This window comes from Microcoleus sp. AT3-D2 (assembly GCF_036705715.1).
Lineage (GTDB): Bacteria > Cyanobacteriota > Cyanobacteriia > Cyanobacteriales > Microcoleaceae > Microcoleus.
In genome coordinates this window covers 49975-72104 of the sequence record NZ_JAUBVE010000023.1, presented here as the reverse complement: position 1 = coordinate 72104, position 22130 = coordinate 49975, and the positions used below count along the sequence as shown (strand labels likewise).

General features: G+C 46.3%; 18 protein-coding genes and 1 pseudogene. 7 read left to right on the top strand and 12 right to left on the bottom strand.

Annotation, left to right across the window (positions count from 1 at the left end):
- Positions 1-20: 20 nt before the first annotated feature.
- On the bottom strand, positions 21-566 hold the full coding sequence (locus QUB44_RS12910) for an RNA 2'-phosphotransferase (RefSeq protein ID WP_333367692.1): 546 nt from the start codon (positions 564-566) through the stop codon (positions 21-23).
- Between the two features lie 319 nt (positions 567-885).
- The gene (locus tag QUB44_RS12905) at positions 886-1569 is read right to left on the bottom strand and encodes a methyltransferase domain-containing protein (RefSeq protein ID WP_333367689.1); all 684 of its coding nucleotides are present in this window, start codon (positions 1567-1569) and stop codon (positions 886-888) included.
- Positions 1570-2093: 524 nt separating this feature from the next.
- Between QUB44_RS12905 and QUB44_RS12900 the strand changes: the two genes are divergently transcribed.
- Both QUB44_RS12900 and QUB44_RS12895 read left to right on the top strand, forming a co-directional pair.
- Positions 2094-4946: a diguanylate cyclase gene (locus tag QUB44_RS12900; protein ID WP_333367686.1), complete on the top strand. Its 2853-nt coding sequence runs from the start codon at positions 2094-2096 to the stop codon at positions 4944-4946.
- Between the two features lie 149 nt (positions 4947-5095).
- A complete protein-coding gene (locus QUB44_RS12895) occupies positions 5096-5677 on the top strand; it encodes a Uma2 family endonuclease (protein ID WP_333367682.1) in 582 nt (193 codons plus the stop codon).
- A gap of 306 nt (positions 5678-5983) precedes the next feature.
- Here QUB44_RS12895 and QUB44_RS31165 read toward each other — a convergent pair whose 3' ends face one another.
- Positions 5984-6103 (bottom strand): DUF6888 family protein, encoded by a 120-nt coding sequence (locus QUB44_RS31165; RefSeq protein WP_445299897.1) that lies wholly within the window; start codon positions 6101-6103, stop codon positions 5984-5986.
- Between the two features lie 274 nt (positions 6104-6377).
- On the opposite strand from QUB44_RS31165, the gene QUB44_RS12890 reads away from it, so the two are divergent.
- The 4 genes and pseudogenes from QUB44_RS12890 to QUB44_RS12875 form a co-directional block, all read left to right on the top strand.
- Positions 6378-6671 (top strand): hypothetical protein, encoded by a 294-nt coding sequence (locus QUB44_RS12890; RefSeq protein ID WP_333367679.1) that lies wholly within the window; start codon positions 6378-6380, stop codon positions 6669-6671.
- Positions 6658-6945, top strand: a complete 288-nt coding sequence (locus QUB44_RS12885; protein WP_333367675.1) for a hypothetical protein — start codon at positions 6658-6660, stop codon at positions 6943-6945. The genes QUB44_RS12890 and QUB44_RS12885 overlap by 14 nt, the downstream gene beginning before the upstream one ends.
- Positions 6929-7423, top strand: coding sequence for a DUF6745 domain-containing protein (locus QUB44_RS12880; RefSeq protein ID WP_333367672.1), 495 nt, complete (start codon positions 6929-6931; stop codon positions 7421-7423). The genes QUB44_RS12885 and QUB44_RS12880 overlap by 17 nt, the downstream gene beginning before the upstream one ends.
- Positions 7424-7453: 30 nt before the next feature.
- Positions 7454-7597 (top strand): annotated as a pseudogene (locus tag QUB44_RS12875) (DUF6745 domain-containing protein); the annotation flags it as partial.
- Between the two features lie 597 nt (positions 7598-8194).
- Here the strand turns inward: QUB44_RS12875 and QUB44_RS12870 are convergent.
- The 8 genes from QUB44_RS12870 to QUB44_RS12835 all read right to left on the bottom strand — a co-directional run bounded on the left by QUB44_RS12870 (position 8195) and on the right by QUB44_RS12835 (position 19456).
- Positions 8195-9040, bottom strand: coding sequence for a nitrate ABC transporter ATP-binding protein (locus QUB44_RS12870; protein ID WP_333367665.1), 846 nt, complete (start codon positions 9038-9040; stop codon positions 8195-8197).
- Between the two features lie 168 nt (positions 9041-9208).
- Complete coding sequence (locus QUB44_RS12865) at positions 9209-11209, bottom strand: nitrate ABC transporter ATP-binding protein (RefSeq protein ID WP_333367663.1); 2001 nt, start codon at positions 11207-11209, stop codon at positions 9209-9211.
- A 249-nt stretch (positions 11210-11458) separates the two neighbouring features.
- Positions 11459-12304, bottom strand: coding sequence for a nitrate ABC transporter permease (ntrB, locus tag QUB44_RS12860; RefSeq protein WP_333367659.1), 846 nt, complete (start codon positions 12302-12304; stop codon positions 11459-11461).
- Positions 12305-12493: 189 nt separating this feature from the next.
- Positions 12494-13789 carry a CmpA/NrtA family ABC transporter substrate-binding protein gene (locus tag QUB44_RS12855; protein ID WP_333367656.1) on the bottom strand — a complete coding sequence of 432 codons (1296 nt, stop codon included), beginning with the start codon at positions 13787-13789 and terminating at the stop codon, positions 12494-12496.
- An 817-nt stretch (positions 13790-14606) separates the two neighbouring features.
- Positions 14607-15392, bottom strand: a complete 786-nt coding sequence (locus QUB44_RS12850; protein ID WP_333367653.1) for a class I SAM-dependent methyltransferase — start codon at positions 15390-15392, stop codon at positions 14607-14609.
- 303 nt (positions 15393-15695) lie between these two features.
- A complete protein-coding gene (locus QUB44_RS12845; protein ID WP_333367650.1) occupies positions 15696-15953 on the bottom strand; it encodes a hypothetical protein in 258 nt (85 codons plus the stop codon).
- Between the two features lie 112 nt (positions 15954-16065).
- A complete protein-coding gene (locus QUB44_RS12840) occupies positions 16066-16278 on the bottom strand; it encodes a class I SAM-dependent methyltransferase (RefSeq protein ID WP_333367715.1) in 213 nt (70 codons plus the stop codon).
- Between the two features lie 412 nt (positions 16279-16690).
- Positions 16691-19456 (bottom strand): HAD-IC family P-type ATPase, encoded by a 2766-nt coding sequence (locus QUB44_RS12835; protein ID WP_333367648.1) that lies wholly within the window; start codon positions 19454-19456, stop codon positions 16691-16693.
- A 280-nt stretch (positions 19457-19736) separates the two neighbouring features.
- Between QUB44_RS12835 and QUB44_RS12830 the strand changes: the two genes are divergently transcribed.
- Positions 19737-20150, top strand: a complete 414-nt coding sequence (locus tag QUB44_RS12830; protein WP_333367645.1) for a hypothetical protein — start codon at positions 19737-19739, stop codon at positions 20148-20150.
- 80 nt (positions 20151-20230) lie between these two features.
- Here the strand turns inward: QUB44_RS12830 and QUB44_RS12825 are convergent, their stop codons facing one another.
- Positions 20231-21688: a CHASE3 domain-containing protein gene (locus QUB44_RS12825; protein ID WP_333367642.1), complete on the bottom strand. Its 1458-nt coding sequence runs from the start codon at positions 21686-21688 to the stop codon at positions 20231-20233.
- Between the last annotated feature and the right edge of the window lie 442 nt (positions 21689-22130).

The window sequence follows — 22130 nt, the reverse complement described above, 5'->3', positions numbered from 1 at the left end:
TACAAAAAAAGTGAAGATTATCAACTTATTTTGAGATAAGCGGGCGGCACAAAATCTACTAACCAAACTTTGTTTTCCGAGCAGTAAAATGTATGACCATCGTGTTGCATGGCTGCGGCATCTACAGTAAAGACTGCGGGGATGCCATGTCTTGCACCTACTTGTCGCGCCGTCTGGATATTCACGGACAAATGAACATGATGCCGCGACATTTTCCTAATTCCTTGACTGAGAATAGACTCAACGGCAGTGCTACCTGTTCCGTGATATAAAATATCCGGGGGAACAGCGGGTTCTAACTGCAAGTCAACCTCTACACTGTGTCCTTGGTTGGCACGAATTAGAGTTCCTGTGGAGTCAAATGAAAAGCGCTGCTTGTCGTTTTGCGCGACTACTTTTTTGAGTTCTGCAAGCTGAAGGGTAAAGTTATTTTTTTGGCACGCATCGAGGAGTTTGCTAACAGCAACCCAGCCACCGGGAGCGAGTTCAATGCCGATGCGCGAGGGGGCGTGACGCAGGTGTTTGCTGAGATATCTGCTGATTTTTACTAATCGAGAATCGTTCATAACTTTACTTTATTTATTGAGATTTTAAATCACCTTTTACAAAATGTCACCGGGTTATATCGTTGATTGGAGGCGGGTTGGTTGAATATGTTTGCACTACCAGAGGGCGATTGAGGGAACCCGCCTCTACAGGTTTTCGTAAAAATATTCCCGGACATAAAAACTGGTCTTACGCGCGAGTTATAGCGGTAAGGTGCGCCCTTAAATACCTATATAATTAGGTGAGGCGACTGGGAACGAAAAAATATTCTGGGTGCAATATTTTACGAGCTTTATCTTTTGATAATTATCAAAAACTCTGCATTCTGCCGAATACCTTCTACTTGGGAATAACTCCGCCAAAAATAGCAAAGTTGAGATAGCGCCAGTGACATCCTACGTCTGCAAAACCAGCTTCTGCAAGCCACTTTGTCTGCTCTTCCACAGAGGAGGGAATATCTTCTTGTAGATATTTTTTAAACCAGACTGCATCGTCTTCTCCGTTAGCTTTCATGTACTGCCGCCACAACTGTTCGTATTGCTCAGTCAGCCTGGGAGTAGCACCTGTCACAATATCTCGAATTAGCAAGGTTCCCCCTGGATTCATGGAGTGGAAAAGTTTGTGAAATAGCTGTTGTTTACCTGCGCTGTCGAGGTGGTGGATTGCCAACCCTGAAACTACCAAATCGTAACCGCTGCCGAAATCATCTTCGGCAAAGTTTCCTTGCTGCAAGGTCAGCCGTTCTCGGAAAGCAGACAAGTTAGTTTGGCAAGTTTTCAGCATATTTTGGGCCATGTCAAAGGCTAGGACTTTTGCTTGAGGAAATGCTGACAGAATCACAGCCGACAGTATGCCAGTTCCCGCGCCTAAATCCAGAACTTTTATGTTAGCATTAGTTTCAGAAGGGATTAACTGCAATATTACATGGTGTTGCTCGCCATAGTGCGGAATGATGCGGGGAATTAAGCCGTCATAATCAAAGGCTATTTGTTCAAATTGCTCGCGTATAGCGTCTAAATTCACAGACGATTTTCCTCAAGTTGTTAATAGTTGAGTGCGTCAAGCCAGTTTGGCGGTTCTCTTCTCTGAAGGCATATTACATTTGATAATACAAAAAATATACAAACCTGTCAAGATGTTGAAGAAAATAATTTAAAAGAAGTTACGGACGATCGCCAGACAGGGACTTTGTGCGCCCAAACCCGCCCGTAATTTGGGAACTGTCTAGCCCTGCACATATATCTCCTTCAGTGCAGATGAGGCAGAATGCCACAGACGCGAAAGCCTGCCGAAGACGAGACTTTGTGCCAGATACTAGGAGTAATTGTGAGAAAAAAGTTGACGGTTATGATATCCGTTTCAAACAAGAATGTAACTGTCTGCGTGTGCTCCACACCATAAATTTATCAGTGATTCCCCCTAGTAAAATATAAAAGATAACAAGGAATGAGCCAACAGCCGATGCGCGGCTAGATATGAAAAAATCAGTCCTCAGATTGACAAACTTTAGCCAACTATAAACAAAAATTGAGTTGACTCCCGAGTGGATGTGGTACCTACCAATTTTTCAGGAAAATGAAGAGATACAAAATATTACACCTGTCGGTGCGGGAAAGAAAATTGTGATAATGAATCAGGATGCGAGTAGATTAGGTGTCAGCCGTCAGGGGAAAATAGAAGCAATGGAAATCCAACAACGGAGTAAGGATAAGCCCGATCGCCAGCAACAAAACGCGTCCGATCGGCTAGGTCAATTTTCTACGACAAAAGAACTAGATTGGTCGCTACAAGAATGTTTAGATTTTAAAAGAGCGATCGACATATCGACACTTGCGGTGAGGACGGACGCGCGAGGAATTATCAACTATGTCAGCGAACGAGTTTGCTCAATCTCCAACTATTCCCAGGAAGAACTCATCGGCTGCCACTTCGGCATCCTCCATTCGGAATATAAATCTTCGGAAATCATCAAAAATCTGCTATTAACTGTTGCCAAAGGTGAAATTTGGCAAGGAGACATTCAGAATAAAGCCAAGAATGGAAGTAATTATTGGGTGTACGCAGCAGTAGTTCCACTGTTGGACTGTAAGGGAAAACCCTGTCAGTATTTGGCGATCGGATTCGACATCACCGATCGCAAAGCCGTTGAAGCAGCCCAAGCCGAAGCCAACCGGGCAAAAGACGAATTTCTGGCGATCGCCTCCCACGAACTGCGATCGCCCCTGAGCGCGATTTTGGGATGGGCGCAGCTAGCTCGATCGCGCAATTTCAACGAAGCCACCACCAGCCGCGCTTTGGAAATCATCGAGCGCAACGCCAAATTACAAAACAGGCAAATAGACAATCTCCTCGACCTCTCGCGGTTGCTGCGAGGGAAAGTGTGCCTGAACATCGGCCAAGTTCACCTCCCGTCTCTCATAGAATCTGCGATCGACACCCTCCGTCCCGCCGCCGATGCCAAAAAGCTCCGCGTAGAAAAACATTTCGACCCCGCCGTCTGCTACGTTTTGGCAGATGCAGAACGCTTGCAGCAAGTAGTCTGGAACCTCCTTGCCAACGCCATCAAATTCACCCCAGAATCGACACCATACCCAGTTCAAGTGCGGATCGAGTCTACTGAGTCGGGCGTCTTGATTCGGGTCAGCGACAGCGGTTGCGGCATCGACCCCAAATTTCTGCCGCACATCTTTGACTACTTCCGCCCTGCAGACAACTTCCAGAACAAGGAACAAAATCGGCTTGGGCTCGGGCTCTCAATTGTGCGGCAGTTAGTGGAACTGCACGGGGGAAGTGTTTGGGCTTCGAGTCCCGGCCTCGGTCAGGGGGCGACCTTTGGGGTGCTGCTACCGATTGCCAACAAAAATGCACAGGACGATCGCACTGCTGCGATCGCCCAAAGCGAAAGCAGACCCGGATCGGTTTCCAAACCCCTAGCGGGAAAGCAAGTCCTGGTGGTGGAAAGCAGCACCGAGATCCGGCAATTTCTCAAAACAGGCCTCGAAGCATTTGGAGCCAAGGTAACAGCGGTGGGTAGCGCCTGCGAAGCGATGGCAGAGTTGCAACAGTCGCGACCCGACGTGTTGGTGAGCGATATGGCGGTGTCGGGAGCCGACGGCTGCGATTTGATCCGCCGCATCAGAGCCATGGAAATGTCCGAGCACAGGGAACTGCTGCCGGCCGTGGCGCTGACTGGAGGCATCGAGGAAGAAGATTCGGCATCGGCCCTGGAGGCGGGGTTTCAGAGGCATTTGTCGAAGCCGGTGGAAGCGAATCAGTTGGTGAGCGCGATCGCCCAATTGGCTGGACTGACTGGATTCGGCTCCGGAGAGTGGGGTTCGGGAAATATCCGGGCGACCACACCCCAGGCCCCGCTGCCGGAACCTAACAGTTTTGACGACAAAAATCATCTGGAACAATTAACAAGTGACAGCCGAGAATTACCGCTGTTGCTGGTAGTAGAAGACAACAATTTTCTGCAGGCTTACCTCCAAAATTTATTAAGTCCGTACTATCGAGTCGCCGTGGCGAGTGACGGGGTTGAAGGTTTAGAAAAAGCCAAAAGTTTGCAGCCAAATTTGATTGTGAGCGACCAAGTTATGCCCAGACAAAACGGACTGGATTTGCTTAAGGAGATTCGGAACACGCCAGAATTGAAATCGACTCCGGTAATCTTTTTGACAGCGCGATCGGGGATGGAATCTCGGATCGAAAGTTTGGATGCGGGTGCTGACGATTATATCTCTAAGCCTTTTGACGAGAGGGAATTGCTCGCGAGGGTGAGAAATTTGTTGCGATCGCACTCAGCCGAACAGCAGTTGGCGGAACTCAACCGTCAGTTGCAGCAGCAGAAACAGCAGCTAGAAACAGTGAATCGAGCCTTGCATTATTTGGCAAATTACGACAGTTTGACTGAGGTAAGAAACCGCCACTCTTTTAATGAATACCTCGATACGGAATGGCGGCGTTTGGCGAGGGAAGAAGCACCGCTGTCTTTGATTATGTGCGACATTGATTATTTCAAACTTTACAACGACACTTACGGTCATCAAGCGGGGGATGAATGTTTGCGGCAAGTGGCGGCGGTTATCCAGCATTCGGTAAAGCGAGCTGCAGATTTAGTAGCGCGTTACGGTGGAGAAGAATTTGTAGTAGTTTTGCCGAATACGGATATTGAAGGTGCCACTTGCGTAGCTGAAATGATCGCACAACAGGTGCGGGGTTTGCACATAGCTCACGCTAAGTCTGCTGTCAGCGAATACGTGACGCTGAGTTTGGGTGTAGCTTGCTGCATTCCGGGGGCGAAGTCGCAGCCGGGGGATCTAATTGCGATGGCCGATGAGTCGCTTTATCGGGCGAAAGAATCAGGGCGCGATCGAGTTTCGGTTGCCGCATTTCAATGATAATATAATAGTTAAATCAACTTGTATGGTGCGTCTAACATCGATCGTTTCGATTTAAACATTTTTTTTTGATCGCACGCACCATACCAATCTGCTGGCAAACTTGGGTGAATTCAAATTGCTAGAAAATAGTTAAACGAGGTCGTGCCATGACAGCAACATTAGACAAGCCAAAAGACCAGCGCCTAATTCACTCCGGGATTGATTGGCAACAATTCAAGCTAATCGAGCAGGGGTTTTCTGATTCCCCCGGCATCCGACTGTTTTATTTCAAAGGTGAGGTAGAAATCTTGGCAGTTTCGCAAGAACATGAAGTCTTCAGCGGTGTAATCGCCCTGTTGCTGGGTACGTATTTTGTAGAAAAAGAAATCGATTTTACTCCCACAGGAAGCTTTACCCAGGAAAAAGAAGGAAAAGCATCCGCACAAGCAGACCAATCTTACTTAATTGGCAGAGCATCCGGAGGCATTGCAGACCTCTCGATCGAAGTTGTATTTACTAGCGGTAACGAAAGCAAGTTGAATCGCTACCAAGCCTTGGGAGTCCCCGAAGTTTGGTTTTGGGAGGATGGAGTATTTGGCCTGTATCATTTGCGATCGCACGGATATGAAAAAATTGACCAAAGCGAAATATTGCCTGATTTAGACATCAACCTGCTGTCTCGCTGCTTGCTGATGGCTTCTAGGGTTGAAGCAGTTAAGGAGTTTCGGCGCGCGATTTCTGCGGTTTAGACAAAAAGTGGTTTGGGCGATCGCTTCCCCATTTATAAATATATTGTTAGGATAAAAGACTAATCTTTGCCTTCTTTCATTTGCTGGCGAATGGCTGCCTCAATTTTAGGATAAAAATCAGAATTTTCCACTTTTGTTATGATTGAATGCGAGCGCTTTTTCTGCCTGTCTAATTAGGCTGGTTGTGCAGCTTTGTTCCGGCTATTTTTAAGGAAATAACGCTTCAATGCTGTATCGAACCTTTGCAGTATAATCTACTTGAATCATTTAAAAAAACTCCCCATTTGGAGGAATTTTAACCTCAATCTATTCCTCCGACCCAAGCAATACAAACAAGTTGTAGGTTCTCTCGCCAACACAGATGAGGTGAATAGGTTGCAATGCCAAATAGGTCAAGTAATAACTGCTTCGATAAATTAACGACAATATTTGTAGGGGCGGCTTTCACCAACAATCTTTCATTCACATCGACAATATCTATCAAGCCGCCCTCACCCAGGCGACTCGAAACTCGCGTGTATTTATAGCATTGCTGTTTGCGATCGCACTTTCACACTCCAAGATAACGTCTGTCTGTGCAGCAAAGAGTTATGGAACTTGGTTTGTGGCTCTTGACACCAGTGTATTACGTGTGTAGTATAGAGTTGCGGTAGAAAAGCTCGATCAATCGACACCAGCAAACAAAATTTAGAAAAAACCTATGCAACCCATCCGACAAGGCGACGTAATCCTCACCCCCGTACCGAAAATCGAAGGAGAAAAAAAACCTCACCTAACTCTCGCCGAAGGTGAAGTCACCGGACATTCTCACCAGGTTATTGAGGGACAAGCTGAACTGTACGAAAAAGACGGCACTCTCTACTTGCGGGTGCTTTCACCGACAGCTTTATTGAGTCACGAAGAACACCATGCGATCGCAATTCCCGAAGGTAATTGGATGGTGCGAATTCAGCGGGAATATGAGCCACAAGGTTGGAGGTATGTCGCAGACTAAGGTTAAAAAACTCACGCCAGAACAAGCAGCTTTGATTCCAGTTTATTGCGAAAAGTGGAGAGCGAGATCGCTTTCCACTGGCCCGATAAATCGCTCGCAAGCTGCAGAAACAATAAAATCGGCTTACAGTGCGATCGGCAAAACAGCACCGGAAATCATTTGGCAGTTTGTTGGATTTTTGCATTTTGGTTCTAAATTTACCTCATTCTTACGGCAGAAATTGGATTGTTTTTCAATCGATTGTCCGGGATTGCGGCTTGATTTATCCCTATGACAAAGTTTGCATTGTCTGCGAAAAGCCGATCGCACTTTCCGTTGACAGCAACCACCGCTTGCACGCCGAAGGAAAACCAGCGGTACAATTTGCCGACGGTGTTTCGATTTACGCCTATCACGGCGTGATTTTGCCCGAATGGTACGGCAGGCTGCACCCGCACCAGTGGCAGTCTAAATGGGTGTTGAAGGAACAGAATGCAGAAGTTTGGCGCGCGTTAATTCAGGAAATTACTTACGATCGCATTTGTCAAGAATTAGCGGTGACAGAATTAGATAGTTGGCAGGAATACACTCTCTTAAGCATCGAGTTTGACGATGATTTTGATAACGAGGGTAATACAAAGCCAGTTTATTTGTTAAAAATGACCAAGAATTTCAAAGGTGGTACCCGCCACGCGATCGATCCGTGGAATCAATCCCAAATCGCAAATCGAAAATCCTCAAGCCCCCGCATTTATCCGTGGGGTCGCCTCTAAAATCTAAAATCTAAAATCTAAAATCGATTGACTTGTCCGAGTACGGGACACATTCATGCGTTGCGAGTGCCGCCTGATGTGCGATCCTCTTCGAGGGCTTCGCTAACGGCTAAAGAAGCAATTCGCTGGGTAAATTGGGATATTGATCCAGAGGATTTTTCCGTGCAAACCTGAGCAATACAAATTTAAAAAAGTCTTGCTACAATCATCAGTCTTATACCAATCGTTAAAAGTCACAGAGCCCCGCGCCGGACTTAGGATCAGCCGTTTCCCTACCCGAGTATTTGTACTTCACTCAACTGAAAACCGCTATTTGGACAAAAACATTAATTCATCAAACACTAATCAACGTCCCGCATTGTGCCAGTTCAAAGGGTGGAATGCACACACCCTCGATCGCCCACAAACGGTTAATAACATCAAGAAGAAGCCCACCCTCGATCGAAGGTGGGCTCTGTTCATGCCAGCTTACCGACAGCTAGGCAATCGGGTCTCTTCGCTGGTAGACGTAAAATCTCGGAAAAAGATCCGAACGTCCGAAAAAACTTCTCGCCCACCATTAAGCTTCAGTTTACCCAACCGGATCGGGAAAATTGCGCCCGTAGCGATGTTCCCCTGACATCGGGGAACACTGGGGCTTCAACTTTTCAATAGACTTCTGCAAAAAAGCTCGTCTTGAGCCCGCAGGATGCCTAAAACCTACTGCCCACAAGAATTAAACTTGTTCCATAAGTCTCAAATTCTCCTGTTTAACTTTGATTTCCCAACCGATTAGGCATCGTGATCGTGTGCAAAACGACGGAACAGGAAATCTAGGGCATAGTTCCGCAAATTGTAGTATTCCGGATCTTCCATCATTTGAACCCGATCGCGCGGACGCGGGAAAGGAATCTCCAGAACCTCGCCAATTGTCGCCGACGGGCCATTAGTCATCATCACCAGTCGATCGGCCAAAAACAGCGCTTCGTCAATATCGTGAGTAATCATCAACACCGTACAGCGGTGATCGTTCCAGATTTTCAGCAATTCTTCTTGCAATTCCTCCTTAGTAATTGCATCCAGAGCACCAAAAGGTTCGTCTAAAATCAGCACTTTCGGGCGAATTGCCAAGGCGCGGGCGATCGAAACCCGCTGCTTCATCCCCCCCGAAATTTGCGGCGGTCTTTTCTGGGCAGCTTCTGTCAATCCCACCATCGCCAAATGCTCATTGACGATCGCATTTTTTTCGACCTTCGACTTATTCGGAAATACAGAATTAACCGCCAAATAAACATTTTCAAACACCGTCCGCCAAGGCAGCAAAGCGTAACCCTGAAACACCACCATGCGATCGGGGCCCGGCTTCGTAATCCGCTGCCCGTTAATCGACACGGTGCCCTGGCTCGGATGGCTAAAACCCGACACCATATTTAACAGTGTTGATTTGCCGCAGCCCGAGTGTCCGATCAGAGTAATAAACTCTCCCTCAGCTACATTCAGATTGATGTTTTCTAAAGCTCTGTAACCGTTTGGATATTCTTTGTAAACATTGTCCATCACCAAAAAAGGTTGGCGGCGGTCTTTTCCCCGCTGGATCGGAGTTTTTGTGTTCGTCTGGTTCTTAGTGGTGTTGAGCATGGGTTTAGGAAATTGTGAGTGGGTGATTGGCGAAGGAAGTTCGGCAACGGATTATGTAACGCATGTAACGGAGGTCATGAAGAGGGAATTGCTCACTAGCAATTAGCACTTAAAAACTAACAACTAACAATTAGCAATTACCCTGTTTTTATCCAACTAAAAACCGCTCTAAGCAGCTCTGCGGCCGGAATCGAGTACAACTTCAGCCATCGTGAAATCGCGTTTAATCGCCAGATTGTTGAGATAGCCGATCGGATCGTCAGCATTAAACACCGAGCCGTCAAACAAGCTGAGAGAACCGCGAGTGTAAGTAATATCAGCCATCCCCAGCTCGCGCGCCGCCGTGCTGAACGCACCGACTCGCACCACCCGCTCCAGAATTTCCACCCAGTTGCGCGGGAACACAGTATCGCCCCAGCGTGCCATCTGCACCATGTGCCAGAGTTGTTCGGTGCGGCTTGGGCGATTCACCCCCTCTCCAGAAAACAAGTGGTGGGCGTATTCCCGCATGGGAGTATCGAGGTTGCAAGCAACCGATTTCGGGTCGCCGAGTTGGATGTAACTCTTGTCGGTTGCGACGTACTCCCTTCCCGCGACAATTTCCGAAACCTCGGCGGCGTGATTTGGATCGGCGCAATAGTTGCAAGCTTCCAGCAAAGCTTTGACTAGAGCAATGTGAGTGTTGGGATAAGCATTTGCCCAGTCTTCCCGAACTCCGAGAATTTTCGCGGGGTGTCCGGGCCACAGTTCCAAATCTGTCGCCACCGTAAAGCCGACTCCTTCCATCGAGGCCCGCAAGTTCCAAGGTTCGCCGACGCAGAAACCGTCAATAGTGCCGCCCTGCAAGTCAACTATCATCTGGGCTGGAGGGATATTTTTGAGCAACACATCGCGATCCGGGTCAATGCCGCCGGAAGCCAACCAGTAACGCAGCAACAGGTTGTGCATCGAAGAAGGGTGAACGATGCCCATGCGGTGCGTTTGCGCGGGCGTTCTCTGGAGCATTTTTTTAAAGTCGGCCAGAGTGTAGATACCTTGGTCGTAAAAGCGCCTCGCGAGGGTAATTCCGTTGCCGTTGCGGCTCATGGTGAGGGCTGTAACCGTCGGAATCGGCTTCTCTTGGTGGCCCCCCAAGCTCAACCACATTGCCATCCCAGAGGGCATTTGAGCTGCGTCTAAGTAACCTGCGGCGATGCCGTCTACGATGCCGCGCCAGCTTGTTTCCCGCACGAGGTGGACTTCATCGAGGCCGTGTTTGGCAAAAAAGCCTTTTTCTTTGGCGACAGCGAGGGGAGCACAGGCTGCTAACGGGATAAAGCCGAGTTCGAGGTTGACTTTTTCCAGGCCGTGGCGGGCGATCGCGGGTACTTTCCGCGCCCGCAGTTTTTTGACGCGCTTCTGCTGGTTGAGGAAGTAAATCATTTCGCTACGTAGAGCGTAGTAGCTGGGGTGTGAGACTACTTCCATCCGTTTGCGGGGGCGGGGGATGTCTACTTCGAGAATGCCGCCAATCTTCGATTCTGGGCCGTTGGTGAGCATGACGATGCGATCGCTCAGCAACACGGCCTCATCCACATCGTGAGTTACCATCAGGGCGCTGATTTCGTACTCTTGGCAAATTTCCATCAACTTTTCTTGCAAGTTGCCGCGAGTCAAAGCATCCAAAGCGCCGAAGGGTTCGTCTAAGAGTAACAGTTTGGGACGCAGGGCCAGAGCACGGGCGATCGCCACGCGCTGTTTTTGTCCGCCCGACAGCAGTGCGGGTTGCTTGTCGGCGTGGGGAGTTAAGCCCACCATATCGATGTGTTTTTGAATGATTTCGAGGCGTTGGGCTTTGGGTAAGCCGCTCATTACCGAGTCTACGGCTAGGGTAATGTTTTCTCTGACCGTCCGCCAAGGTAGCAGAGAATAGTTTTGGAATACTACCATGCGATCGGGGCCTGGCTGGGTGATTCTTTGCCCGTCAATTGTCACCAATCCGGCTGTCGGCAAATCCAAACCTGCAACCATATTGAGCAGCGTAGATTTGCCGCAGCCCGAGTGTCCAATTAATGAGATAAATTCGCCTTTTTTAATTTCCAGATCGATGCCTTTGAGGGCTATGTATGTGCCACCGTCTGACAAATTAAAAACTTTTTCGACTTGTTCTACTGCAATCAAAACAGACATGATTTTCTTGCCTTTTTTGTAGGTTTGTTATTTCGATAGATAATGTCGCTTTTACTCGAATCTAGATCCCCCTAAATCCCCCTTAAGAAGGGGAGTAGGGGTTGACTTTGACTACACTCTTGTCCCCCCCTTATTAAGGGGGGTTAGGGGGGATCGAGACTTGGATACAAACAAGAGAGACGGTCGGTTTTACGCGCTTGTTGTCACGCCTTGGGCAGAGCCTGGGAACGGGTAACTCACAAATCAAAACTACTTTCCTTGAGGGGGAGCAATCTTTTGCTGCAACCAAGCCATCATGCGATCGAGCAACAAACCAACAGCCCCAATGTAGAACACGGCTAACAGAATTTCGCTGATGTAGTTTTGCTGGTAAGCATTCCAAATAAAGAAGCCGATACCCGTAATCCCAGACATCACGATTTCCGCAGCAATAATCGCCAGCCAAGCCAAACCGATCGCAATTCTCAAGCCTGTGAAGATGTAAGGAAGTGCTGACGGAAACAAAATATTCATGTAATATTCCTGACGAGAAAGCTGCAGCACTTTCGCAACGTTGTTATAGTCGTCTGGAATTTGGCGGACACCTTCAGCCGTGTTGATTAAAATCGGCCAAACTGAAGTGATAAAAATCACGAACAAAGCAGCAGGTTCGTTTTGTTGCAGTGCAGCCAGGGCGATCGGCACCCAAGCCAAAGGGGCCACCATCCGCAAAAACTGAAAAAGCGGATCTAAAGCACGGTTTAGAAAAGGATTTGTACCTACCAAAACACCCGTACCAATTCCCACAACGGCCGCGAGAGTGTAGCCTTTTGCCACCCGTTCCAAACTAGCCAAAGTTTGCCAAAACAAGCCGATCCCGTAGGTTTTGGAGTTCATGAAAGGATACAGCAACAAAATCCGCGTCCGTTCGTCAGTCCAAATGCTGATCGGCCCAGGCAGTTTGATCAGTCCCGTACTTGACAAGAATTGCCAAACGAACAGAAACCCCAAAACTCCTAAAATTGGCGGCAAGATATTTGGGGAATTCTTCTTCCAAAACTCGCCAAATGATCCTTGGACATCGACTCCGCCTCTCCGATTTGTGCTGACAGCCATCTTGTTAATCTCCTATGTTTCTGCTGTTTTTTTCGAGAATAAATTAAGGGTAGGGCGAGCCTTGGTGTTAACAAACACGTTCAACATTTAGTCCCTAGCGGACTGAGAGAAAGAGCGTTAAGTTGACACCAATGGCGGACAGTATCCACCCTACAATTCGAGACCAAATTATGCGAAGCTAAGACGCCATCACACTTTTTTAATTGCCAAACTCTTGAGGTAAGCTTCTGGTTGAGCAGGATTAAATTCTGTGCCGTCAAAAAACTTCTCAACGCCGCGAGAGGTACTTGTGGGAATTTCAGCATCAGCAACTCCTGCTAATTTAGCTGCGGCTTTCCACAAATCTTCTCGGTTGACTTTATCGATGATTGTCTTAGAATCTGCCAATGTTTTTGTGGGCAGGAAACCCCAGCGGACGCTTTCGGTTAAGAACCACAAATCGTGACTCTTGTAGGGATAAGAAACGTTACCGACGCCATCCTTCCAGTACAGCGGGCTACTGTTGAAGTCGTTGATGTCTGGTTGACCATCACCCATCATGTACTTGCCTTCGTAGGGAGGCGTCAAAAATTGGGGAGATATATCAAAGTAGTTTCTTCCAGAAGTAATGGCAACTAATTCTGGGCGATTTTCTGGTTTGTCGCACCACTGCTGGGCTTCAATAAGTCCTGCTAAGAGGGCTTCGGTGGCTTTCGGGTGTTTGTCTACCCAGTCGCTGCGAATTGCTAGATATTCCTCCGGGTGACCTTTCCAGATTTGGCCAGTCAGGGCGGACATGAAGCCAATTTTGTCTTGGACGATCCGCAGGGGCCAGGGGTCGCCGGTACTGAAACCGTCCATGCTTCCGGTTTTCATGTTGGCGACGGTTTGGGCCGGCGGTACTGTTAACAACTCGGCATCTGCGTCAGGATCGATACCGTTAGCGGCTAGCCAGTAGCGAATCCAAAAGTCTTGGTTGACTTTGGGGAAGGTGTAGGCTGCTTTGAAGGGAGTACCTGCTTGTTTGAGGCCTTTGATGTAGTCTTGGGCTGCTTGATCTAGTTTGAGCCCGATGCCTTTACCTTGGTGTTTGGCTGCGATCGCAATTCCATTTCCTTGAGTGTTCAACTGGGCCAGAACATACATCGGGATTTGGACGCCGTTTTTGGTGATCAGACCTTTACTAATTTGATAAGGCATCGGCATTTGCCACTGGCCACCGTCAATGCCGCCGCCTGCCGAGCCAATTTCTAGGTTATCTCTGGCCGAGCCCCAGTTGGCTTGCTTAGCAACTGTTACCTCAGTCATACCGTATTTGGCAAAAAAGCCTTTTTCTTGGGCAATGATTAAAGGTGCTGCTTCGACGATCGGGATATATCCCAATGTGATTTTAGTGCTTTCAATTCCTTCGACTCTTTTCTCGTTGGCAACAGCCACTACTGAGGTAGCCGCGGGTATTGCGCCGTCAGCACCGGCAGTTGCACCGGGTTCTGGGGGATTTCCCAAACACCCTTTGAGCAGTATTCAACCTAGGGCAGATGCACCTGCTTTGATGATAAATTTACGCCGAGAAAGCGCAGAAAATTCATCTGAAAATCTTGTCTTAGCCTAGCCTCGCTGCAATTCATAATCTTCTGTAACAACATTCACTGAAGGTTATCAATGCGCTTTTTTGCTGTTCGCTAATTGGGTTTAGCTAACTGTTTAGAGCGCAGGTTGGCAGGAGAGAGCTAAAGATTTAGCGCTAGTATAAGTCTTTAAACTATCCCTGCTGATTTGACTGGTTTGATTAATATCGATATTTCGATCGGCCCTGTTGTGTGAACTCACTTTTTGCGAGCCGCACGTTTTCTTGACTTGGTTATTAACTCTACCGTACTCTTGCGGAAATTCTAAAACAATTATTAAATTTGATTGATAAGTAAATCTTTTCGGAGAACGCTATCGATGAGCAGGGCTGTTTCATTCTCTTGTAGGGGCTGCCCCCCGTGGCTGCCCTAATCCATGAAACGCTTAATAAATCGTGGATAGGGAGGGTCGGCACGGAGGCACGACAAGAGTCAAAACGCTGGTTTTCCTGAGAATGAAACAGCTCTGTATCGATAAGGATGCGTTGGGAAGAGCGATCGGATTTGCTTATCAAAACTGGTTCAAACCAAGAGTGGCTGGGCAAGGGTTGTAGCGAATGGCGATCGGAGGGGCTTCAAATCTATTGTCAATAAGCTGCCAACATCTGAGCCACCGTACATTTAGTTTATTAATATATGTCTACTTTTTAAAAGTGGCGGTTAATTGTAGTCTACAATACAGAAATATTTTTTTGTTACGGTATTGTAGTTGCTTGAATTTCTAACCATTCTGCTTTACTTTCAATTAAACCGCTCTCGTTGGGAGGATTGCGTTCCATATAAATACTTACTAACTCCTCAAGAAAAGTATCGTAAATTTCTGGAGGTATCCTCGTACTCAAAGAAAACCAATCTTTTTCAACTCGTTGCTTTATTTCTGTTTTGCTCTTATTATCCTTTAACGGGTAGGAATAAATTTCTACGGTATCTGTAGTAAATCCCACAGCTTTTAACATTTCTCTATATTCGGCAGGCGAATAAAACTGATAACTAAGATTATTTAATTCTTTCCATTTACTATCCAGGAGTAATTCTTGCAACACAGAATGAAAAGAATTGTTAGAGCCTTCCCCTAAAAACGATAGTAAAATTTTCCCTGAAGGCTTGAGCGCTTCTTTAAACCCTGTCAGCACGGGGATATGATTGTGGATATAATGAAGAGCTCCACAAGAAACAATCACGTCAAATGAATTTTCAAATTCAAGGCTTCTCACATCGCCTACTTGAAATTCTAAATTCGGGTGATTTTGGCGATCGAACTTATTTTTAGCAAACTCTATAACTTCCGGAAATATATCACTACCAATAACATAACTTTGGGGCAATAATTTGGAAATTTCTGCCGTTATTCTCCCGTCTCCACATCCTACGTCTAGAATTTTTTCGTCACCTCGCAATTGGAGTTGTGATATTAAATTCATCATGCGAACATGAAAGGGAAAAGGGCTATTGTAGTAAGAGTCTATAGTAGATGAATACATAGCTAAAAAATATTAATTGCAGATTAATCATTAACTTTTAACGATTTAAATTAAATCACACCTACTGCATTAATGTAGAGATTTTTAACATTTCGTCATAAAGGTGAGTGAACACACCTGCCAGTGGGTATATAGGTATTGCCGGGATACGGATATCGTGGGCGAATTCCGATCGCGCGGCATTCAAATCTATTGTCAATAAGCGGCCAACATCTAAGCCACCGTACATTTAGTTTGTTAATATATGTCTCGTTTTTTAAGGTTGCGGTTAATTGTAGTCTACAATACAGAAATAATTTTGGGTTACGGTATTGCAGTTGCTTGAATTTCTAACCATCCTTCTTCACTTTCAATTAAACCGCTCTGGTTGGGAGGATTGCGTTCCATATAAGCATTTACTAAATCGTCAATAAAAATATCGTAAATTTCTGGAGGTATCCGAGAAGTCAAAGAAATCCAATTTTTTTCAATTCGTTGCTTTATTTCTTGTTTGCTACGATCGTTTATTGGATAAGAAAAAACTTCGACACTATTTATACAAAATCCCAGAGACTTTAACATTTGTCGATATTCGTCTGGCGAATAAAACTGATAATGAAGTTTTTTTAATTCTGGGAAATTACTATGCAACAGTATTTTTTGTACTATAAATGGAATAGAATTGTGAGAGCATTCATTCATAGATAGATAGTAAAATTTTTCCTGAAGGCTTAAGCGCTTCTTTAAATCTTGTTAGCACGGGGATATGATCGTGGATATAATGAAGAGCTGCGAAAGAAACAATTACGTCAAATGTTTTTTCAAATTCAAGGCTTCTTGCATCGCCTAATTGAAATTCTACATTCGGGTGATTTTCGCAATTAAACTTACCTTTAGCAAATGCTATAATTTATGGAAAACAATCAAGACCAATAACAGAACCTTGGGGCAAATATTTGGAAATTTCTACAGTTAGTCTCCCGTCTCCACATCCTACGTCTAGAATTTTTTCATCACCTCGCAATTGGAGTTGTGATATTAAATGCTTCATGCGAAAATGAAAGGAACAAGGGTTATTGTAGTAAGATTGTATAGAAGATGAATACATAGCTAAAAAATATTAATTTCAGATCGATTGCTTACTTTCAGGTGAAAGGCGGTAGGGTGCGTCAGTGGGAAAATCAGAGTTTGTTGTGTTAACCACAAGCCTGACGCACCCTACCAGCATACAAGTTAATGGTAGTAGGGTGCGTCAGTGGGAAAATCAGAGTTTGTCGTGCTAACCACAAGCCTGACGCACCATACAGGTTAATGGTGAATTAGTTGGGCGGGTCAAAGCGGTTGACGGACAGAGCAACACCGATCATCGGCAGCGCTACGCCGAAACAAATCAGCCACTGATCCAAGTTCATTGGAGCCGTCTCAAATATGCGATTGACAAACGGAGAATTAGCAAAGATAATCTGCAAAATCACCGCCAGGACAATTCCCACACCGAGGGCGGGAGCGCCGCTAACTTCTTCTTTAGAACCGCTAAACTTAGCAATCAAAGAAGGCAACAACTGGCCCAGACTCAACAGGTAAAAAATTCTCCCCATTACCAAAGCTTGAATCGCCATCGTGCGGGCCAGTTCCAAGGTTCCCCAAGGAGCTTGGCGTACCCATTCAAACATTCCGAAAATCAGAGTCCAGTTGTAAAGAGAAATAGCGATGATTCGCTTGATCCGATTTCCGGTGAGGAAAGGTTCGTTTACCGGTCGGGGCTGCTGTTTCATGACTCCCGGTGACTTGGGCTCGAAAGCCAGAGGCACAGTCATGGTGATCGAGTTGAGCATATTCAGCCAGAGAATTTGTAGCGACAAAATCGGCAATTCTCGACCGAGGAGGGTGCTGAGCAAAATTGTCATCGATTCTCCGCCGTGGACTGGGAGAATGAAGCTGATTGCTTTGAGCAGATTTTTGTAAACAGATCGCCCTTCTTCGACAGCAGATTCGATCGACGCAAAGTTATCATCGGTAAGAATCATGTCGGCGGCTTCCTTAGAAACCTCGGTACCGCTGCCCATCGCAATACCGATATCCGCTTGTTTCAGCGCCGGCGCGTCGTTAACGCCGTCTCCCGTCATCGCCACGATTTCGCCTTGAAGTTGCAAAGCTTCTACGAGGCGTAGTTTTTGTTCTGGGGCGACGCGGGCAAAAACTGAGCCGGCTTCTACAGCTTCGCCAAGTTCCTGCTTGCTCATCGAGGCGAGTTGAGCGCCGGTGTAGGCTACAAGTTCTCTGTGGTGTTTAGTTTTGCGGAATCCCATGCGGCGGGCGATCGCCTTGGCTGTAGCGATGTGGTCGCCGGTAATCATTTTGACTTGGATGCCGGCGGTTTGACAAGCTTGGACGGCTGCGATCGCCTCAGCCCGCGGCGGGTCGATCATACCTTGCAGTCCCAAGAAAATCAGCCCCGACTCCAAATCCGAGTGATCGACGGAATTTTGGCTTTGGGGTACTGGCTTTTTTGCTAAAGCCAAGACGCGCAAGCCTTGCTTTGCCATTTCATCGACTTGATGGTGAATTTGTTCGCGATCGACTTCTACCAGATTTCCTTGAGTGTCGAGACTGGAACCGCATCGACTCAAAACAGATTCTACGGAACCTTTGACGTACAAAATTTTGCCAGTGGGAGTTCGGTGCAGCGTCGCCATGTATTGAAACTGAGATTCAAAGGGAATTGAATCCAGCCGCTGCATTGACTTGGACAAAGTTTGCTGACTCAATTCGGCTTTTTTGCCAACAGTAATTAACGCTCCTTCTGTCGGATCTCCGACGACAATCCAATCATCATCTTTAAATTCCAAGTGAGAGTCATTGCACATCATTCCAGCTTGCAAACATTCTTGCAAAGTTGGAGCTTGACTGACAGTAATTGGTAGTTTGTTGAGCTGAATTTCGCCTTCAGGGCTGTATCCCGTACCCGTAACTGAGTAGGATTCGCCGCCAGAATAGATTTCTTGCACCGTCATTTGGTTTTCCGTCAAAGTTCCGGTTTTGTCGGAACAGATGACTGTAGCGCCGCCGAGGGTTTCGACTGCGGGCAATTTGCGGACGATCGCGTGGCGATTTGCCATCCGGGAAACGCCTACGGCTAGGGTGACGGTGATGACGGCGGGTAAGCCTTCGGGAATTGCGCCGACAATCAGGGCGACTGCGGGTTCGACTGCTTCTTTAAAGGCTGAAACTCCCGCAGGGACTGGCCGCCCCAATCTGACGGCGAAGGTCAAGGTTGCCATTCCCAACACGAATAACAGCCAGTTTTGACTGAATTGGTTGAATTTGCGGGTTAAGGGGGTGGTGAGATCGATGTGCCGATCTAATAGTTGGGAGATTTTGCCGGTTTCGGTTTTATTGGCGATCGCAATTACGATGCCACTAGCTTGGCCAAAAGTGACAAAACTGCCGGCATAGGCCATGTTATCCCGTTCTGCTAGTGGCGTTTCTTGTGGCAGAACCAAGTCTCCAGACTGTCCTAATTCTTTTTCGACAGCAACAGATTCCCCTGTAAGTCCCGATTCGTCGATTTGCAAGTCGCGGACTTTCACTAATCGCAAGTCTACCGGTACTTTGTCGCCGGAAGTCAGGATTACTAAGTCGCCGACAACGAGTTCTTTGGAGGGAATTCTTAATTTTTTGCCACCCCGAATGACTGTGGCTTCGGTGGTGACAGCTTGGGCTAGGGCTTCGATTTTTTTCTCGGCTCCAGCTTCTTGGATGAAACTAATAGTAGCGTTGGTGGTTGTTACGCCCCAAATTACGCTAGCGTTTAGCCATTCTCCGATCGCTGCTTTGATTAAACCCGCACTCAGCAAGATGATTAACAGTGGTTGGTTAAATTGCAGGATAAATTTTAACCAGGCTGGTTTCCCTGCTTTAACTGTTAGTTCGTTGGGCCCGAATTTCTGTTGGCGATGGTTGGCTTCTGTCGGTTCTAAACCGCTTTCCAGGTTGGTTTCTAAGATAGTTGCAACCTTGGATATTTCTAGGTAGTGCCAATATTGCTCTGCTACGTCTACATCGTTGGCGGCTCTTGATGGCATGATTCTTCCTGAATATTTTGGGTGTCTGACGAGCTTTTATCGCTCCTGAATAGGCACGCTCAATACAACTCATCGCTCGTTGGAGCGTGAATATATTGAGCGGCTTAATTTTTGGTTGATTACTTTAACGGGCTGCGACTTACATCTATATTACAACGGATGTGGCCGTTTGTGGCAAGAGATTTGGGGAATTATTTGCGGCGCTAAATCTTGTTTGGGACTTGGTGGCTAAGGTGGGGGAAAGTCGATCGAGTCCCTTGACATTTGGCAAATTTTAGGTGTGGTTAAAGAAAGAGGAAAGAGGGAAGAAGGCAGGAGGCAAAATAAAAATACTCCCACTCCCCCGTCTTCTCCTGCCCCGCTCCCCGCGGACGATCGCAGAGCGTGTTACAACCTAGTTAAGCGACCATATTCTGAACTTATGGAAATACTTGTGAGGCTGGTGCTGGGTTCGGTGCTGTTGGTCTGGGGAAGGGGGTTCGGAAAGGTGTTAGTTCGATCGCCCGTTACAGAAGAGGATTTGTTTAAGGGCAGAAATTCGATCGCCCTGGCTTTGGCGATACACTCGCGTGCGATCGTTTTGACCGACAGTATCCAGGATACAAGCCCCCGGATTCATCCGTCCAGAAATAAAAAACCTGTATCCGATAAAGGAACCCCCGAATTTATCCGTGGGGTCAATACTCCAATCTAAAATCTAAAATCTAAAATCTAAAATCGATTGACTCAATGCTATCAATTGCTAATCTGCTAGCCCAAAAGACTGAGCACCCTTTAGACAATTGAATTGAGATTTTGGGCTGCCTCGTTCAATTGTTGAGTGCCTACTTTGGTTTGAGTAATACCACTAGCAGTTTCTTTTGCCGATAGGTTGAGGCAGTTCATCGCCTCGACTACTTGTTTAATAGCAACTGCTTGTTGTTGAGCAGTTAGAGAAATTTGTTGATTGTTCAATACCACATTGTTAACAGCATTTGCCACTTCCGAGAAAGCTGCTGCTGTTTCTTGACTGATTTTGGTTCCTTCTTCTACTGTTTTAGTACCTTCTTTTGTCACCGTTACGGTGGAATTTATCGCTGTCTTGATATCATCGACTAGGCGGTTAATCTTCTCGGCTGATTTCTTACTTTGGTCTGCTAGTTTGCGGATTTCTGTGGCTATGACAGTAAAACCTCTGGCGTTTTCGCCCGCCCGGACTGCTTCTACTGAGGCATTCAGTGCCAGCATATTTGTTTGATTGGCTAAATCTGTGACATCAGTAGAGATATTGCCAATCTGATGGGTTTGTTCGCTCAATTTCAGAATTTGGGCCGCCATTGCCCCGACATTTTCTTTCAATATTGTCATCGATTCCAGGGTTTTCTCCACTGCTAGGGTTCCCCTTTCAGTGCTCTTTAAAGCTTGCCGTGCAGATTCCGCACCAGCTTGGGCTTGCTGGGCTGATTGTTGGGAAGCAGCGCCCAACTCATCCATTGTGATTGTAGTTTGATTTACAGAGCTCGATTGCTGTGCGGCTGTGCGTTCCTGCTGTTCAACTGTCGCCGCAATTTCTGTGGAAGAACTGGCGATCGTATTTGCTACCTGATTGATTGGTCGGATAATTTTATCAAAAATAAATAATACAATAAATGAACCCAATACTACAGCAACAACCGTACCTCCTATAGAAACAATCGTCGCTAATTGCTCCGACTGTTTTGCTAATTTTGTTCGTTGAACCAGTAAATCATCTTCTACCGTAAGCATTTCTGCTAGCTTATCCCTAATTTCATCCATTAATATCCTGCCTTTACCTGAAATCACCAATGCTCTTAGCTCTGCTTCTTTACCAGCCCTTTTCAGGGATATAGTTTCCGCTAATTCATCGAGTTTTTGCTGACCAAAATTTTCAACTTCCTTCAAAGTTTTAACTTGTTGAGGGTTATCTTTTACTAACTCTTTTGTCTCCTTTACTGTTTTATAAAAAGCGACTGTCCCCTTTTTGTAAGGTTCTAAAAATTCTTCCTTTCCAGCGAATATAAACCCTCGCTGTCCTGTTTCAGCATCCAATAAAGTTTTTTCTAGGGCTTGCAAATTTGTCTGGACTACATAAGTGTGCGTTTGCCACTCAATAGCTTCGGCTAACTTATCCATACTCAATTTAGTGGCAAATCCAATGCTCATCATTAACAAAAAAATGGAGCCGAAGCCCAACGGAACTACTTTACTAAGCCGAATAATATTTTGCGACATTGCACTTTCTACTCCTTGATTCGTTGTTGACTTTTGTGGAGAAAGTTACGGAGTCAATAATTTGCTGATCTTTTTCACCAAAGTATTTATTTAATCCCTAATACTAATTCATAATTAATGCCCCTTGTTTCGTGGAAAAACTTCCAGCGCTTCTTTTTGCTTTCTTTGCTTTACCAACTCAACCATTGACTCATACTCATCAATAAAAATCTTGCAAAACTTAATGTCGAGCAAGCGATGCAGGTCAAGCCTTTAGGGTTAAGAGTTGTTTGGACTGCTTGGATTTGGGATAAATCCTGTTTATTCGATTGTAGCTGGAAATTCAGGAACGAAACCCAAACATCGTCAAATTCTCTCCCCCACTCTTCCTCTCTCCCAGTATTGATTGGGGTTCAAGTCGATCGCATAAATGTTACAACCTAGTTAAGCAACAAAATTTTGA